Annotated in this window: 15 protein-coding genes; 3 read left to right on the forward strand and 12 right to left on the reverse strand. The window is 72.6% G+C overall.

All coding sequences use genetic code 11. The annotated features are described in order from the left end of the window. Position 1 precedes the first annotated feature (1 nt). The 8 genes from OOJ91_RS32070 to OOJ91_RS32100 form a co-directional block, all read right to left on the reverse strand. On the reverse strand, positions 2–2,707 hold the full coding sequence (locus OOJ91_RS32070; RefSeq protein ID WP_266250970.1) for an FtsX-like permease family protein: 2,706 nt from the start codon (positions 2,705–2,707) through the stop codon (positions 2–4). Further along, the gene (locus OOJ91_RS32075; protein WP_266250971.1) at positions 2,704–5,904 is read right to left on the reverse strand and encodes an FtsX-like permease family protein; all 3,201 of its coding nucleotides are present in this window, start codon (positions 5,902–5,904) and stop codon (positions 2,704–2,706) included. Before OOJ91_RS32075 ends, OOJ91_RS32070 begins: the two co-directional genes overlap by 4 nt. A 110-nt stretch (positions 5,905–6,014) precedes the next feature. Beyond that, the gene (locus OOJ91_RS32080; RefSeq protein ID WP_266250972.1) at positions 6,015–6,170 is read right to left on the reverse strand and encodes a hypothetical protein; all 156 of its coding nucleotides are present in this window, start codon (positions 6,168–6,170) and stop codon (positions 6,015–6,017) included. After that, entirely contained in the window at positions 6,167–6,382 is a 216-nt protein-coding gene (locus OOJ91_RS32085; RefSeq protein WP_007457017.1) for a helix-turn-helix domain-containing protein, read from the reverse strand. The genes OOJ91_RS32080 and OOJ91_RS32085 overlap by 4 nt, the downstream gene beginning before the upstream one ends. Further along, positions 6,382–6,861: a DUF2975 domain-containing protein gene (locus OOJ91_RS32090; protein ID WP_266250973.1), complete on the reverse strand. Its 480-nt coding sequence runs from the start codon at positions 6,859–6,861 to the stop codon at positions 6,382–6,384. The genes OOJ91_RS32085 and OOJ91_RS32090 overlap by 1 nt, the downstream gene beginning before the upstream one ends. Before the next feature lie 233 nt (positions 6,862–7,094). Then, entirely contained in the window at positions 7,095–8,081 is a 987-nt protein-coding gene (locus tag OOJ91_RS32095) for a hypothetical protein (protein WP_266250974.1), read from the reverse strand. Positions 8,082–8,170: 89 nt separating this feature from the next. Next, entirely contained in the window at positions 8,171–8,392 is a 222-nt protein-coding gene (locus OOJ91_RS34650; protein WP_439117160.1) for a DUF7677 family protein, read from the reverse strand. Positions 8,393–8,437: 45 nt separating this feature from the next. Beyond that, positions 8,438–9,688, reverse strand: a complete 1,251-nt coding sequence (locus OOJ91_RS32100) for an HNH endonuclease signature motif containing protein (RefSeq protein ID WP_266250975.1) — start codon at positions 9,686–9,688, stop codon at positions 8,438–8,440. A 294-nt stretch (positions 9,689–9,982) separates the two neighbouring features. Between OOJ91_RS32100 and OOJ91_RS32105 the strand changes: the two genes are divergently transcribed. Beyond that, a complete protein-coding gene (locus OOJ91_RS32105; protein WP_266250976.1) occupies positions 9,983–10,330 on the forward strand; it encodes a hypothetical protein in 348 nt (115 codons plus the stop codon). A 9-nt stretch (positions 10,331–10,339) separates the two neighbouring features. Here the strand turns inward: OOJ91_RS32105 and ligD are convergent, their stop codons facing one another. Then, the gene (gene ligD / locus OOJ91_RS32110) at positions 10,340–11,377 is read right to left on the reverse strand and encodes a non-homologous end-joining DNA ligase (protein ID WP_266250977.1); all 1,038 of its coding nucleotides are present in this window, start codon (positions 11,375–11,377) and stop codon (positions 10,340–10,342) included. 47 nt (positions 11,378–11,424) lie between these two features. On the opposite strand from ligD, the gene msrB reads away from it, so the two are divergent. Beyond that, positions 11,425–11,829, forward strand: coding sequence for a peptide-methionine (R)-S-oxide reductase MsrB (msrB, locus tag OOJ91_RS32115; protein ID WP_234588985.1), 405 nt, complete (start codon positions 11,425–11,427; stop codon positions 11,827–11,829). On the opposite strand, the gene OOJ91_RS32120 is transcribed toward msrB, so the two are convergent. The 3 genes from OOJ91_RS32120 to OOJ91_RS32130 form a co-directional block, all read right to left on the reverse strand. Then, positions 11,795–12,406, reverse strand: a complete 612-nt coding sequence (locus OOJ91_RS32120; RefSeq protein WP_266250978.1) for a DUF305 domain-containing protein — start codon at positions 12,404–12,406, stop codon at positions 11,795–11,797. The genes msrB and OOJ91_RS32120 overlap by 35 nt on opposite strands. A gap of 63 nt (positions 12,407–12,469) precedes the next feature. Then, positions 12,470–13,222: a lytic polysaccharide monooxygenase gene (locus OOJ91_RS32125; protein WP_266250980.1), complete on the reverse strand. Its 753-nt coding sequence runs from the start codon at positions 13,220–13,222 to the stop codon at positions 12,470–12,472. A gap of 109 nt (positions 13,223–13,331) precedes the next feature. After that, entirely contained in the window at positions 13,332–13,607 is a 276-nt protein-coding gene (locus OOJ91_RS32130) for an isoamylase early set domain-containing protein (RefSeq protein WP_266250983.1), read from the reverse strand. Positions 13,608–13,762: 155 nt separating this feature from the next. On the opposite strand from OOJ91_RS32130, the gene OOJ91_RS32135 reads away from it, so the two are divergent. Continuing rightward, positions 13,763–14,023: a hypothetical protein gene (locus OOJ91_RS32135; protein WP_007456992.1), complete on the forward strand. Its 261-nt coding sequence runs from the start codon at positions 13,763–13,765 to the stop codon at positions 14,021–14,023. Positions 14,024–14,034: the final 11 nt, after the last annotated feature.

Consider the following 14,034-nt stretch of genomic DNA (forward strand, 5'->3'; position numbering starts at 1 on the left):
CTCAGCTCTCCTCTCCGAGCCGAAGCACCTCACCGAGGCGCAACCGGCGGTTGTTCAGGGCCTCGACGGCGACCGCGAAGCCGAGGGCGACCGCCCCGAGCGCGACCACCGCGACGACCAGGCCGGGTTCGAACGCCACCCGGACCGGCATTCCGCCGGTGAACGCGGACAGGCCGAGCACCGGATTGAGCACCAGCGGGAGCACCGCGCCGACAAGCGCGCCGGTCAGCACCGACACCCCGACCAGCGGGGCAAGCTCGACCAGCAGCAGCCCCCGCCACTGCCGGCGGGACAGGCCGAGGGTGCGTAGCCGGGAGAGCACCTGCCCCCTGGCCCGCGCGCCGGCCAGCACGGTGAACGCGATGGCCAGCAGCCCGAGGACGGTGCCGCCGATGGCGCCGGCCAGGAACCCGAAGGCCAGCACGCCGTTCGCGCCACCGTCACCGAGGTCCCGTCGTACGCCCGCTCGGGTGTCGACGGTGACCCCGAGCGGCCGTTCCCGGCCGGTCACCGCCCCCTGCTGCTGGTACCGCGACTGACCCTGGTCACCTGCCTGCCGCAGCGCCTGAACGTCGAGCCGGTCTCCGGCGACGAGCAGGCTGGTCGGCACCGGCGTGGTACTCCGCTGCGGCAGCGCCTGCCAGGGCAGGATGACGAACCGGCTGGTACTCGCCTCCAACAGGGGAAAGCTGTCCTGCGCGCCGGCGACCCGGAACTCGTACCGCTGCCCCTGCACCAAGACGAACGCCGAACGTTCCAGGCCCGTCCGCGACAGGTCGGCGGCGACGGCCGGGGACACGATCGCGGGCAGCGGCCCCGATTCGGCGCGGGCCGCGCGCAACGCGTCCGGCACCGTCACGTCGACCTCGGAGTCGCCTGTCACCCGGGCCAGTCCGGGGCCGTCGACAAGTAGCACAGTGGTCTGCCCGACCCGTGCGTCGGTGCCGATCTCGTCGGTTGCCAGCCGCTGGTCCGGCTCGATCAGCACCGGCGTGACGGCCTGGACGCCGGGCAGGCCGGCCAGCGCGTCGACCGTGTCCGGGGCGAAACGTTCCCCCCGGATCAGCGCGTCGGCGGGAACTGTCCGCTCGACGGCCCGGTCGCGGCTCGCGGCGACGCCGGCCGCGACTACCGCGCAGAACGCCGCGGTGCCGATCGCCAGCACCACGACGACGAGCGGCGCGGCGACGGCGGACCGCCCGGCCCGCGCGGTGCCGAGGAACGTCACGGTGCCGCGGGTCCGCGCGGCAAGCCGGCTGACCAACCGCAGGGGCCAGGGGTACGCGCGCAGCGCGAGCACCGCCGCGGCGACCGCGAGCAGCACCGGCACGGACACCAGCAGCGGGTCCACCTCGCCGAGGGTGAGTCCGCGTCGGCGCAGCAGCACCGCGGCGAGCCCTGCCAGCAGTAGCAGGGAGAACTCGACGGTGAGCCGGCGCGCCGACGGGCGCATCCGCACCAGGTCACGGCGGGCCGCCCCGCCGGCCGGCACGGCAAGCGTCGCCAGCGGCAATGCCAGGGTGACCAGGACCGTCGCCGCCGCGGCGTACGGGGCGGTCGGATCCGGGGCGCCGGGGAACAGGGTGCCGAGCAGCCAGCCGAGCAGCGCGGCGACGGGCACCACAAGCAGTGACTCGGCCAGACTTCGCCGGGCGCCGGCGGTGGCCGCGCCGCCACGGGCACGGATCAACGCGAACTCCGAGCGGCGCCTGCGGGTGGCCAGGGTCGCCGCGAGCACGATCAGTCCGGCCAGGGTGGCCAGCACACCGGCGCCGATGACCGCGAGGAGGGTACGGGCGGCGTTCACCTGGTCGGCGAACGCGCGCAGCGGTACGTCGACGCCGATGGTCAGTGTGAAGCCCGGCGGAAGGGTGCGCTGCAGCACCTGCAGGCCGCCGATCAGCTGGTTGAGGCGGCGCGCGTCGATCCGGTCCACGCCCAGTCGGTAGCGCCACTCGGACTGGGTCGGCCAGCCCTCCGCGGCCCGCTTGTTCATCGTGGACTGGGCGATCACGCCGGTGATGGTGAACGGGTCGCCGTCGCCTTCCGGTTCGATGATCCGGAGCAGCTGCGGCAGTCCGTCCCACATCCCGTCCGTGCGGTCGATGGGCCGGAACAACCCGGACACCACCACTGGTTTGGCGTCTTTGAAGGTGCCCGCGAGATCGACGGTGCCGATGCGCAGTCGGCTGCCGGCGCGCAGGTTGAGCTTGCGGGCCACGTCGACGTCGAGCGCCACCTCGATCGGCCGGTCCGGAACGTACGTCTCACTGGGCCAGGCGCCCTCGACGAGGGTGCCGGCGTCCTGAACGCCGGGCATGGCCCGCAGGCCCAGGTCGACAAGCAGGTTGCGGGCCGCGAGATCCGCCCCGAGCACGCGGGTCGGCGGCATGTCCACCCGGTGCCACCGTTCGGTGATTGCCGAACGCACCTGCGGCGGCATCCCCGCGGCCAGGCCGTCGGCTCGCTCCTGCGCTTCGGCCATGACCGTCTTCGTCGTGGGAACGACGGAGTTCGACGTGTACGAAAGGTCCCGGCGGACGGGAGGCTCGCTGGTGAGCTGTGCCCGCAGCCCCTGTTCCGCGAGCCTGTTGACGAGTCGGGGCACTCCGCTGACCAGCAGGGTGACCACCAGGGTCAGCACCGCCAGGAGCAGGAACTGCCCGCCGTACGCCCGAACCCGGCGGGCGGCCGCGCCGACGCTCATCGTTCTCCCCCGATTCGCAGCTGCACCGCCGCCACCCGCTGACGGATGCCGGCGGCGATGAACGCGCTGAAGGCGAGCGCCGCCAGCAGCAGGCCGACCGCGGTCAGGCCGATGGGCACCCAGGGCAGCACGAATGCCGCCGGGGGCACCGGCCGGCCGGCGGCCGTGGTGAGGATGACAAGCGGAGCCATGGTGGCCCCGACCGTGGCGCCGAGCAGCAGCCCGACCCCGACGCCGATGCCGGCCAGGAAGCTCTGCTCGGCTAGCAACGCCCGGGCCAGCAGCCGAGGTGTCGCGCCGAGGGTGTGCAGCACCGCGAACTCGCCCACTCGACGCCTGGCGGTGGCCCACACGTCGACCATGAGACCGACAAGGGCGAGCAGCACCGCACCGAGCGCGGCGGCGAGCATGCCGGTACGCGAGCCACGCCAGTACGGGTCGGCGGCGGCGGCGTCGATCACGGCACGCCTGTCGAGGACTGTGACGCCCGGCAGTTCGGCGGTGGCGCTGGCCGCGGCGGCCGGGTCGTCGGCGCCTATCCACCACTCGGGCACCGGCCGGATGGTCCCGCCGGCACGGATCAGCGCGTCGACAGCCGTGGGCAGGTCGAGCAGCACGCCCGCGCCGGTGGTGGTCGGCACCGACTCCAGTTCACCGAGCAGTCGGGCCGGCACGGACGCGCCGGAGAGGATCAGGTTGAAGGTGTCGCCGGTGTGCAGGCTCAACGCGTCACGTACCGCGGCGGTCATCAGCACCGGAACGGGTGCGATCTGCCCGGCGGGCACGATGGCGAACCGGGTGGGCGGTTGGTAGGCGAACTGCCCGCCGGGGATCACCTCTACCGGGAAGCTCGCGGCGACGCCCGTCGCGGTGGACTGCGCCCTGGGCGGTGCCTGGCCGCCCGTCGCCTGACGGCCCGTCGCCGTGACCCAGTCCCCGGTCAGTTCGGCGGGCCGCGTGGCACCGTCCGCGCCGACGAGCGTCAGGCCGTCCACCTGGAGCCGGTACGAGTTCCCGGCCGCCGCTCCGCCGTCGGCCTCGAAGCCGGCCAGCCGCAGCCGCGCCCCACCCACGTCCGGCAGTTGCACGGTGAACGGCGCGGCCCGTCCGTCGCTGGTCGCGCTGACCGCCGGCAGCCGGAAGGACAGCCCGTCGGAGCTGGTGACCAGCAGCGCCACCGCGATCCTCAGTGGCCGGTCGGCCTCGCCGACGGGGGTGCGAGCCGTGCCGGTGATCGCGCGGGTGCCTGCGGGCAGTTCGACGCCGGCGGGGGCGCCCCGGGCGGCGGCCATCCGCTGGTACTGCGTCGACACCGGCTCGTCGCTGAGCCGGTCGGCGAGTCGGACGACGCCTGCGGCGCTGGCCGGGTCGAGCCCGATCACGGTCACGGGCAGGTCCGCTCGGCCGACACGTACCTCGTCGCGCCATGCCGGCAGCGCCCGGCGCACGCCCGGTAGCGCGGCGAGTTGGCCCGCCCGGCCGGGCGGGGCGGAACCGGCCCGCTCGCTCACCCGCAGGTCGGCGCCGACCGTGTGGCCGGCCTGTTCGACCTGGGACCGCTCACCTGTGCTGACAAGCGACCAGGCCAGGGTGCTTCCGCCGACGGCGAGGGCGAGCAGCAGCACCGGCCCGGCGTGCGGACGCCGGCCGGCCTGCCACATGCCGAACATGGTGGCCGTCCACGGTCGCCGGTCGACGAACCGCTCGGCGAACCGGGTCAGCGGCGGGAGCACCCGCAGCGCCAGTACGGCCCCGGCCAGCACACCGAGGGTCGGCGCGGCCACCAGCAGCGGGTCAAGTCCGAGACGGCCGTTCGAGCCGGCAAGCGGTGAGGCGTACCGGCGCAGTTGCACCCAGGCGAGCACGGCGAGCGCGACGAGCACCAGGTCGACGCTTGCCCGCTGGACACTCGCCGACCGGTTCGGCCGGGACCGGGCGGCCATGTCGGCCACGTACGTGCCGGCCCCCCGGAGCGTCGGCGCGACCATGGCCACCAGGCATCCTGCGGCGGTGGCCGCGGCAGCCGCCCAGACCAGTGTGGTGTTCCCGCCGGCGGTGGACAGTTCCGCCGCACCTCCGGGCCGGACGAACCGCAGCGCCTCCCCGGCGATCACCGGCCCGAGCAGGGCGGCCGGCGCCACCACGAGGGTCGCCTCCCGGGCGGCCAGGCCCGCGAGTTGGCGCCGGGCAGCACCCCGTGCGCGCAGCAGCGCGGTCTGTGGACGACGGTCCTCGTGCAGCAGGGCGGCGACAAGCACCAGCGCGTACCCGCCGAGCACCAGGATGAGCAGCAGCGGGGTGGCCAGCGCGGAGCGTCCCACCAGGTCGGCGCGGGCGATCCGGTCGAGCAGTTGGTCCATCTTCGTCAGCGTCTGGGCGGAGCTGCCCAGTTGGGCGGCCTCGGGCACCGCCGTCGAGGCCGCGTTCACGGCGGCCCGCACCGCGGCGAGGTCACCGGCGTCGACGCCCCCGAGGCCCGGTTCGGCGAGCCAGGACGCCGTCACCGAGCCCGGGAAGGCGGTCGCGAAGTCGGCCGGGTCCAGCGCGAACGGTCCGTACGAGGTGGCCGAACCGGCGCTGCCCGTACCCACACCGGGGGCCAGCAGCCAGTACGCCTCGGTCGGGTCGCGGGGTCGCCAGGTGCCGGCGAGCACCACCTCGCCTGCCTTCTCGGTGGAGCGGTCCCGCAGCGGAATCCGGTCACCTGTGGTCAGGCCGAGTGTCGTCGCGACCCGTTCCGGCAGACTCACCTGGACGGGTTTCGCTCCGGGACGCGGCCACGCTCCGTTCGTCAGCTCGGCGTGCGCGGCCAGGTCGTCGAGGGTGGCCAGGTTCGCGAAGATCGGCTCGTCGCCCGTGCGGGGCACCGAGCCGAGGTCGCCTGTCAGCTCCCGACCGGTGCCGTACCGGGCCCCGGCGACGGTGACCGGGACCCCGGCGAGCCCGTCGGCGAACTGGGCCCGTACCGCCTGGTCGCGGGTGGCGAGTTCGGCGGCGTCGCGGCCGCCGGCGCCGCTGATCAGCAGGCCGCGTTCCTCGGCCGGCGAGGCGGCGACAAGCGCCCGCTGCCCGGCGTCCACCGCCCGGCGGTTGTAGTCGGACAGACCGGTGACCAACGCTACGGCCACCAGGGCGGCGATCACCGCGGCAACCAGCAGACCCCGCGCCTCGCGGGCCCGCCTCCACACCAGCTTCATCCGACGCCTCCCCTGGCCCTGGCGGGCCGACGACCTTCAAGACAGGTCACCTACGGGAAAGGTTCGCGCCCGTTACATGATCGTTATTACGAGCACGGCAGCTGGTGCGGTCACGTTCCGCGGCGGGCCGTCCGTACCGCGAACACCACGGCGCCCACGACGAGCAGGACGCCGATGAGCTGGAGGCCCGGCGAGTCGTCGGCTCCTCCGTATCCGACGGCGGCGACGCCGAGGGCGACGACGAGGGTGGCGGCGACGTACCTCACGGGGTTTCCTCCTCGACCCACTCGAGCAGGTCTCCGGGCTGGCAGTCGAGCACCCGGCACATCGCTTCCAGGGTGCTGAAGCGGACGGCCTTGGCGCGGCCGTTCTTCAGCACCGCCACGTTCGCCGGGGTGAGGCCGACGCGCTCGGCGAACTCGCCGACGCTCATCTTGCGCTTGGCCAACTCGACGTCGATGCGGACGATGATGGGCATCAGATCACCGCCTCCATGTCGGTCCGCAGCGTGGTGGCCTGCCGCAGCAGCGCCCGCATCACCACCATGAGGAGCCCGAGCACCGTGACGCCCATCGTCAACAGGAACAGCAGGATCGGGCCGCCCGGGTCGTCCGCGTTGAAGCCGACGTAGAGGAAGACGCCCACCAGCACCACCCACCCCGCGCCGACGGCCCAGACGATCAGGTCGACCCACCTCAGGGACGCCTCGGTGAAGATGCGGTCGTCCTTGACCAGGCTGAGCAACTTCCAGGTGGACACGATCACCACCTGGACGCACAGCACCCAGAAGACCGTCACGGCGGTCAGCGGCCACCGGAGGTAGGCGTGCTCGGGTGACTCCTGGGCCATGTGCGCGAACTGCCCCGGCAGCGAGAAGCTCTGGAACCCGACCAGGACCACGAACAGCACCACGAGAAAGACGCGGAGAGCGGCTACCGCTCGACGTTCAACAAACATGCATCGAGTTTCGCTCGTTACCTATCGAAAGTCAATCGGTTGCAGTCGTGTGCCGACACCGACGTGCCGGCACGGCTGGAACGTCGGACGACGCGACGCCTGCGCAGACCACGGCCGAGCACTGCGCGGAGGTGCTTCGGCAGGGTACGGAGCCCTGGCTGAGGCGCGGATGGGACATGCTTCGCCAGTCGCCGTGAATCAGCGCGATCCGGCGCGGCGGCCGGGCATACCCCTCAGCCCGCGTCGACGATTTCCACGGCGGGTGCGAAGTGGCGGACCGCCGCCTCGAGACTCGGGCGGTGCAACCGCCAGAAGGTCGCCGGCCGGCTGTCGGCGATCACGGCCCTTGTCACGTGCGGGACGAGCGCCTGGTTCATCCGCCGCAGGCCGCGCGAGCGCGCCGAGCCCGGCAGCGGCGGCAAACCCGGGCGCCGCTGCAGGCCGACGTACGGGACCGAATGCAGGCCGATCTGCTGCGTCCACAGCACGACAGCCTCGATGTCGGACCACGGCACCACCGCGGTGTGTGAGGACGGCCAGGGCGGCGCCTGCCCCAGGGTGACCCCGGCCGCGTCGACGCGCAGCGCCACACGACAGCTCAGCACGCTGACGAGCCGCAGCAGCAGGAACACGCCACCGAACACGGTGACAACCAAGCCGGGGAGTGGTTCGTCGCGGAGAAGTGCGACGCCTACGGCGACGAAGACCACGCTGGTAGGCATTAGCAGCAGGTCGCGGCCGGTGAAACCGAACCGCTCCTCGTACACCTCGCCCGGCGCGATCGTGCTGCCCTCGGCGGCCTTACCGCGAGAGAACGGCATCGTCGGTCGCTGAGTGACCGCGACGTAGGCGAAGGCTCCCAGCCAGCCGGCGACCGCGAAGCTGACCACGCCGGCCCACGGGAATGGCAGTTCTGCCAAGACCAGCCGGTACAGCAGCAGGTACGCGACGATCGTCACCGCCAGAGCGACGCCAAGCGCCCACCAGCGATGCCGTGGACGGACCACCACCTGCCACCAGCACAGCAGCAGCGGGCCGCCCGGAGCCAGCACCGCCGGACGCATCCACAGGTCCGGGTCACTGCCCCTCACCGCGCTGACCACAACGAGGACACCAAGCATGAGGACCGTCGCAAGGGGCGGCCCCAGGATCGCCCAGCGAAGGCGCAGGAAATTCGCATCGTCCGGCACGCGGGAACAGTAAGGGAGGTCGTCCACCACGCCCAGCCGCTCACCAGCGCGCGTCCTCGCCAGCCAACCCTGCCGCCACCACCGTTGTCGGGGCACCAATGATGGCTGCTGGTGCGCCCTCATCGGTCAGTGGAGCTAGACCTCCCAAGAAGCGAGGTCCGGTTCTCCGGGAGGAAGCTTCCCAGTGCGGTACAGGTAGAGCAGTAGTTGATTCCCTCCAGCATGAGGTGGCCGACCGAGCCACGCGCGACCCATCCGGCGAAGCGACGGATCGCTCCCGATGCACCCCGGCTCAGGTGGAAAGACGTGCGCGCAACCTGACGGTCACACCGGACGGCGATCTACCGGTTGGCGCAGTGCCGCACCTGCAACTCGGGCACGACTGCTCATGTTCGTCGGTGGTAGAGGTTGCGGCGCGGCAGTTGCTCCGGGTCCAGCCAGGCCGGCGGTACGAACTCCGGGTGGCCGTCTCCGCCGAGACGGACCGCCCAGTCGCTCCGGTGGACGTGCCGGTGGTGGTGGCCGCAGAGCAGGACGGCGTTGTCGAGGCTTGTCGGGCCGCCGTCGACCCAATGCCGCATGTGGTGGGCGGCGCACCAGCGCGGCGGCCGGTCGCAGCCCGGAAAGGCGCAGCCGCCGTCGCGCAGCACGAGTGCCCGACGCAGCGGACCGCTGACGAGGCGGCGTTGCCGCCCCACGTCGAGGACCTGGCCGGCGCCGCCGAGCACGGCGGGCAGAATCGCCGCGTCGCAGGCGAGCCGGCGCACCGCGTCGGGGGTGAGTCGCAGGCCGACGTCGAGGGCACCGGACCCCAGCTGTCGGGTCAGCCCGTCGTAGCCGGTGGTGACGACGATCTGGGCCGGATCGCCGCCGGTCTCGGGCAGCTCACCGGTGCGCAGCGCCAGCCGGCACACGTCCGCGAGGGCGTCGTGGCGACGCTGCCCGGCGCAGCGGGTGTCGTCGGGGCCGGCGGGCGCGCTGAGGGGGTCGATGACGGCGCGTAGCAGCGCGGCGGCCTCCGCGTCCAGGGTGCCGGCGAGCCGTAGCCGCCCACCGGTCTGCTCGGAGACGGTGACGTGCCGGTCACGGGTTGCGCGCGCATCCTCGGCGGCGAGGGCCGCCGCGGCGGCGGCGTCGGCGAGGTCGGGGGCGACGTGGTCGAGGATCCGGGCGCCCATCCGGCGCAGCAGGGTGGGATCGAACTGCTCGGCCCACTCGACCAGCACGCCGACGGCCCTGTCGGCGACCTTGGCGCCCGCCGAGGCCGTCACCGTGGCGGCCGTCTCGGCGATGACCCGGGCCTGCTCCACGCTGACCGCCCCATCCGCCAGGGCGGCCCGCACACCAGGCGGTGCCACGTCGAGCGAGGCGGCGAGCCCGACCAGTCGACGGGCGGCGGCGACGTCGAGGCGCAGGCGGTGGCGCAGCCACACCGCCGTCGAGGACGCGCCCTGCGCGACCGCGACGCCCCGGCCGTCCAGCTCGCGAACGGCCGCCACCTGCACCGCGGCCAAACGTTGTTGCAGCCGGTGAGTGGCATCGATCGTCGCGATCAGGTCATTCTCGGAGAGGGCCCAGGCGGCAGCGTCGGCGCATGCCGCCACCGCACTCTCCGCCCGCGCCAACTCATCGATCACTCACCAATTTTAGAACAGGTGTACGACACTTCAGGCTGTCGCCGCAGTGACGAAAGACGGACCGCCAGGCAGCCGGACCGCCAGGCAGCCGGACCGCCAGGCAGACAGGCAGACAGGCAGACAGGCAGACAGGCAGACAGGCAGACAGGCAGACAGGCAGACAGGCAGACAGGCAGACAGGCAGACAGGCAGACAGGCAGACAGGCAGACAGGCAGACAGGCAGACAGGCAGACAGGCAGACAGCGCGATCAAACCCGATGGCCCGTGAGCGGCGTCCCGAGGGATCATGAGGCGTGAGCGATGCCGCTGCGACGTTGAGAATCGCGGATCTGCGCCGCGCCTGTTCGATGCTGCTGGACGCGGCGGAGAGCCGGTTCGGCCCGGACATCCCGCTGTCCCCGCTCAGCGTCGACCACTACTGGAACATCGATCTTCGGGCCGCATTCGAGATGGTTCCGCAGCCGGAACTGGCGATCGACTGTGGGCAGAGCAGCGACGATCTCGCAGAGCTGGCCGGCATCGTGCAGCGGGGTCGGGAGGGCGTCCTGTCGCTGTGGCACGACATCGAGCACGTCAACGGGCTCCTGCGGCTGCTGGCGTACCTCGACCTGCCGGACACCCGCGAGGCGCCCGGCAACTAGCGGCGAGAGTCAGGCGCTCTCGTCGTCGGGGGTGCGCTTGGCGCGGCTGGGCTGCACCCGCTTGGGCTCGCCGGGCATCTTCGGATGGTCCGGCGGGTACGACAGGTCGCCCTGGCCGGCGGAGGCGTCGCGGTCGGCCCACTCCAGCAGCGGCGTGATGTCCCACGGTGCGTCGTCGATGCCGGCGTGCGGATCGCCCTGCTCGGCGAGCCGGGTCGGGACGCTGCGCAGGTCGAAGTCGTCCGGGTCGACGTCGGGCAGCTCGTCCCAGGTGACCGGGGTGGAGACGGTGGCCCGGGCGTTGGCCCGCAGCGAGTACGCGCAGGCGATCGTGCGGTCGCGGGCCATCTGGTTGTAGTCGACGAAGACCCGGGTTCCGCGCTCCTCCTTCCACCAGGCGGTGGTCACCAGGTCGGGGTTGCGGCGCTCCACCTCCCGGGCCAGCGCGATGGTGGCCCGGCGCACCTCGGTGAACGTCCAGCGGGGTTGGATACGCAGGTAGACGTGCACACCGCGACCGCCGGAGGTCTTCGGCCAGCCGGTCGCGCCCAGCTCGTCGAGGAGCGCGCGGACCTCCCCGGCGGCCCGCGCCGCGTCGGCGAAGTCGGTGCCGGGCTGCGGGTCGAGGTCGATGCGCAGCTCGTCGGGGCGGTCCACGTCGGCGGCGCGCACCGGCCACGGGTGGAACACGATCGTGCCCATCTGGGCCGCCCAGGCCACGTGCGCCAGGTCGGCCGGGCACAGCTCCGCGGCGCTGCGACCGCTCGGGAAGGTGATCTGGGCGGTGGTCACCCACGGCGGCACGCCACGGGTGGGCACGCGCTTCTGGAAGAACGCCTCACCCTCGACGCCCTCGGGGAAGCGTTGCAGCGTGGTGGGCCGGTCCCGCAGGGCGCGCATGATGCCGTCGCCGACCGCGAGGTAGTAGTGGAAGACGTCCGCCTTGGTGAACCCCCGCTGCGGGAAGATCACCCGGTCCGGACTGCTCAGCCGTACGGTGTGCCCGGCCACCTCGACCTCGGCGACTGCTGCCTTGGTGCCACCCATCCCGCGACCTTATGCCACGCCCCCGACGTTCGACGTACCGTTGACGGGTGAGTCTTGACGACAACAACCTGCCCAAGACCGAGGACGAGTGGCGTGTCCGCCTGAGCCCGGAGGAGTTCCACGTCCTGCGGGAGGCCGGCACCGAGCGTCCGTGGGTCGGCGAGTACGTGGACACCAAGACCCAGGGGGTCTACCACTGTCGCGCCTGCGGCCTGGAACTCTTCTCCAGCGACACCAAGTTCGACTCGCACTGCGGGTGGCCGAGCTTCGACGACGCCATCCCGGGCCGGGTCAAGGAGATCGAGGACCGCAGCCTCGGCATGGCCCGTACGGAGATCCGCTGCGCCCGCTGCGACAGTCACCTCGGGCACGTGTTCCACGGCGAGGGTTTCACTCCGAAGGACACCCGGCACTGCGTCAACTCGATCTCCGTCCGCCTGGAACCGCGCTGATCTGAGCCGCGTACCCCTGGAGCAGCTCGACCTCGGCGGTCCGGGACCGCTCGATCCGCCGGGCCAGGTCGCGGACCCGCTCGTCGCGGCCGACGTCGACCTGGGCCCGGGCCAGGTCGGCGGCGGCCCGCTGGTGCTCGGCGAGGACCTCGCGTAGCACCCGGTCGACGTCGGCGTCCGACGCGGCCCGCAGCCGGTCGAGCGCGGTGTCGTCACCGTGCCCGGCGTGGTCGTGCCCGGCCGCGCCGGTGCCCGGCCCGGCGGTGGGCAGCCAGCCGCGCATGGCCGACAGCTCGTCGGCCTCGGTCGCCTCGACCGCGGCGGCCAGGGTACGCAGCGCGTCGTCGCGCAGCCGGTCCCGGGCCAGCCGGACGATCTGCAGCGTGCGTTCGCTGTGCCCGACCATCGTGCTCAGGAACACCACGTCGATGCCGCTCAGCTCGGCCCCGGCGGCCGAGGACCCCGCCGCAGCGGACCCGGCCGGGGACGCGGGAGCCGCCGGGTGCGGGGACGGCCCGGCGCAGGCGGCGAGCAGCGACGCCGTGACCAGCCACGACAGCAGGTGTACGCGGGGCATGCCGAGGCTCCGATCATCCGAGGGGACGGCGACACGGGTGCGGCCGGGGCCGCACCCGTGCGGTCAGACCTGCTGCCAGAGCGCCGGCACGTTCGGCGGCTCCCAGCCGGGGATCGCCGTGTGGGCCTGCCGGCAGCGGTACGTCAGTCCGCCGTAGGTGACCTGGTCGCCGACCTGGTACGCCCGTCCGCTCGTCCAACTGCCGCCCGTGGCGGGTGGCGTCGTCGGCGCGGTGGTCGGGCTGGTGGTGGGTCGGGGCGTGGGTGAGGTGGTCGGGGTGGGGGTGGGGGTGGGCGTCGACCCGCCGCCGCCGATCTGCACGTCGATGCAGGAGTAGAAGGCGTTCGCGGTGTCGGAGATGTTCCACACCGCGAGGATCTTCTGCCGGCCGGAGAAGCCGCCCAGGTTGACTGTGTGCGAGACCGTCGCGCCCGGCTGCTGCCCGTTGCCGTTGACCACGCCGACGCGGGTGTTGCCGATCCAGTACTCCCAGTTGCTTGTGGCGTGCCGGGCGGTGTTCACCCAGGTGAAGGTCAGCGAGCTGCCGACCGACGTGGCCGGCCAGCCCCGACTGTCGTCGTTGAGGACGGCGAACTGGGCGATCCCGGCGTTGCAGCTCTTGAGGCCCTTGGGCCCCTCCACGCTCTGCGGCTCGTACCTGATCTGCCCGCAATCGGGCACCCGGCCCTGCGCGCAGAGCGCCTGCCGGCTCGGTGGGGCGGAGACGTAGCCGTGCGCCTGGGCGGGCGCGGCGACGGTGAGGGTGGCGGCGACAGCGCCCGCCGCCACCAGCGGGACGGTGATTCTTCGACGCATGGGGGCAGCTCCTTCTCCAGGTGCGGTGAGGTGCCCCCAAGGTAATTTAAACTTTATTAACAGTAAAGAGCGTCATCGATAAATCCATCGATGGTGACGACTTCACTCCTCAGAGTCGCAGCAGGCTGCCGCGGTCGTCGACCTCGTCGGCCGTCTCGTCGTCGAGCCAGACCCCGCCGCTGGCGAGATAGCGGAACCGATACTCCCCCGGGCCGAGCTTCACGGTCACCGTCCGGGTGCCGTCGCGGCGGGAGACCAGCTCGTGCCGGCCGGGCTCCCAGTCGTTGAAGGAGCCCACCACGCTCACCGGGCCGGGCGGCGCGTCCCGGGGGAGGCAGAAGGTCACCCGGGTCTGACTACCGAAGAGCTTGTTGCGTTTGATCATGGCGATCCTCCGGGGTCACGGCGGTTCATCCGGCCTAACGGACGACACGCCGGAGCCGACACGCCGCCATGGGCGGCCGACTGGCGGTAATTCGCCCGCCATCGCCCCAACTTCGGGCACCCTGGTGGCACATGTCCTGATACGGGGGGTTTTCCGTGGCAACCTGCGAGGTCTGCGGCAACGACTACTGGATGGCGTTCGAGGTGCACACCGTCAGTGGTGACGTGCACACCTTCGACTCCTTCGAGTGCGCGATCCACCGCATGGCACCCATCTGCGAGCACTGTCAGATCAAGATCGTCGGACACGGTGTGGAGGTCAACGGCCGGTTCTTCTGCTGCGGGCACTGCGCCCGGGCGGTCGAGGGCGCCGAGGGCGCCGAGATCCGCGACGCCGTGGGCGCGCGCCCCGCCTGAGCGACCACCGG

This window comes from Micromonospora lupini, assembly GCF_026342015.1.
Lineage (GTDB): Bacteria > Actinomycetota > Actinomycetes > Mycobacteriales > Micromonosporaceae > Micromonospora > Micromonospora lupini_B.

Coding starts and splice junctions, on each gene's coding strand:
- OOJ91_RS32070 (WP_266250970.1), bottom strand. CDS start 2,707: ATGAGCGTCGGCGCGGCCGCCCGCCGGGTTCGGGCGTACGGCGGGCAG.
- OOJ91_RS32075 (WP_266250971.1), bottom strand. CDS start 5,904: ATGAAGCTGGTGTGGAGGCGGGCCCGCGAGGCGCGGGGTCTGCTGGTT.
- OOJ91_RS32085 (WP_007457017.1), bottom strand. CDS start 6,382: ATGCCCATCATCGTCCGCATCGACGTCGAGTTGGCCAAGCGCAAGATG.
- OOJ91_RS32090 (WP_266250973.1), bottom strand. CDS start 6,861: ATGTTTGTTGAACGTCGAGCGGTAGCCGCTCTCCGCGTCTTTCTCGTG.
- ligD (WP_266250977.1), bottom strand. CDS start 11,377: ATGGGTGGCACCAAGGCAGCAGTCGCCGAGGTCGAGGTGGCCGGGCAC.
- OOJ91_RS32120 (WP_266250978.1), bottom strand. CDS start 12,406: ATGCCCCGCGTACACCTGCTGTCGTGGCTGGTCACGGCGTCGCTGCTC.
- OOJ91_RS32125 (WP_266250980.1), bottom strand. CDS start 13,222: ATGCGTCGAAGAATCACCGTCCCGCTGGTGGCGGCGGGCGCTGTCGCC.
- OOJ91_RS32130 (WP_266250983.1), bottom strand. CDS start 13,607: ATGATCAAACGCAACAAGCTCTTCGGTAGTCAGACCCGGGTGACCTTC.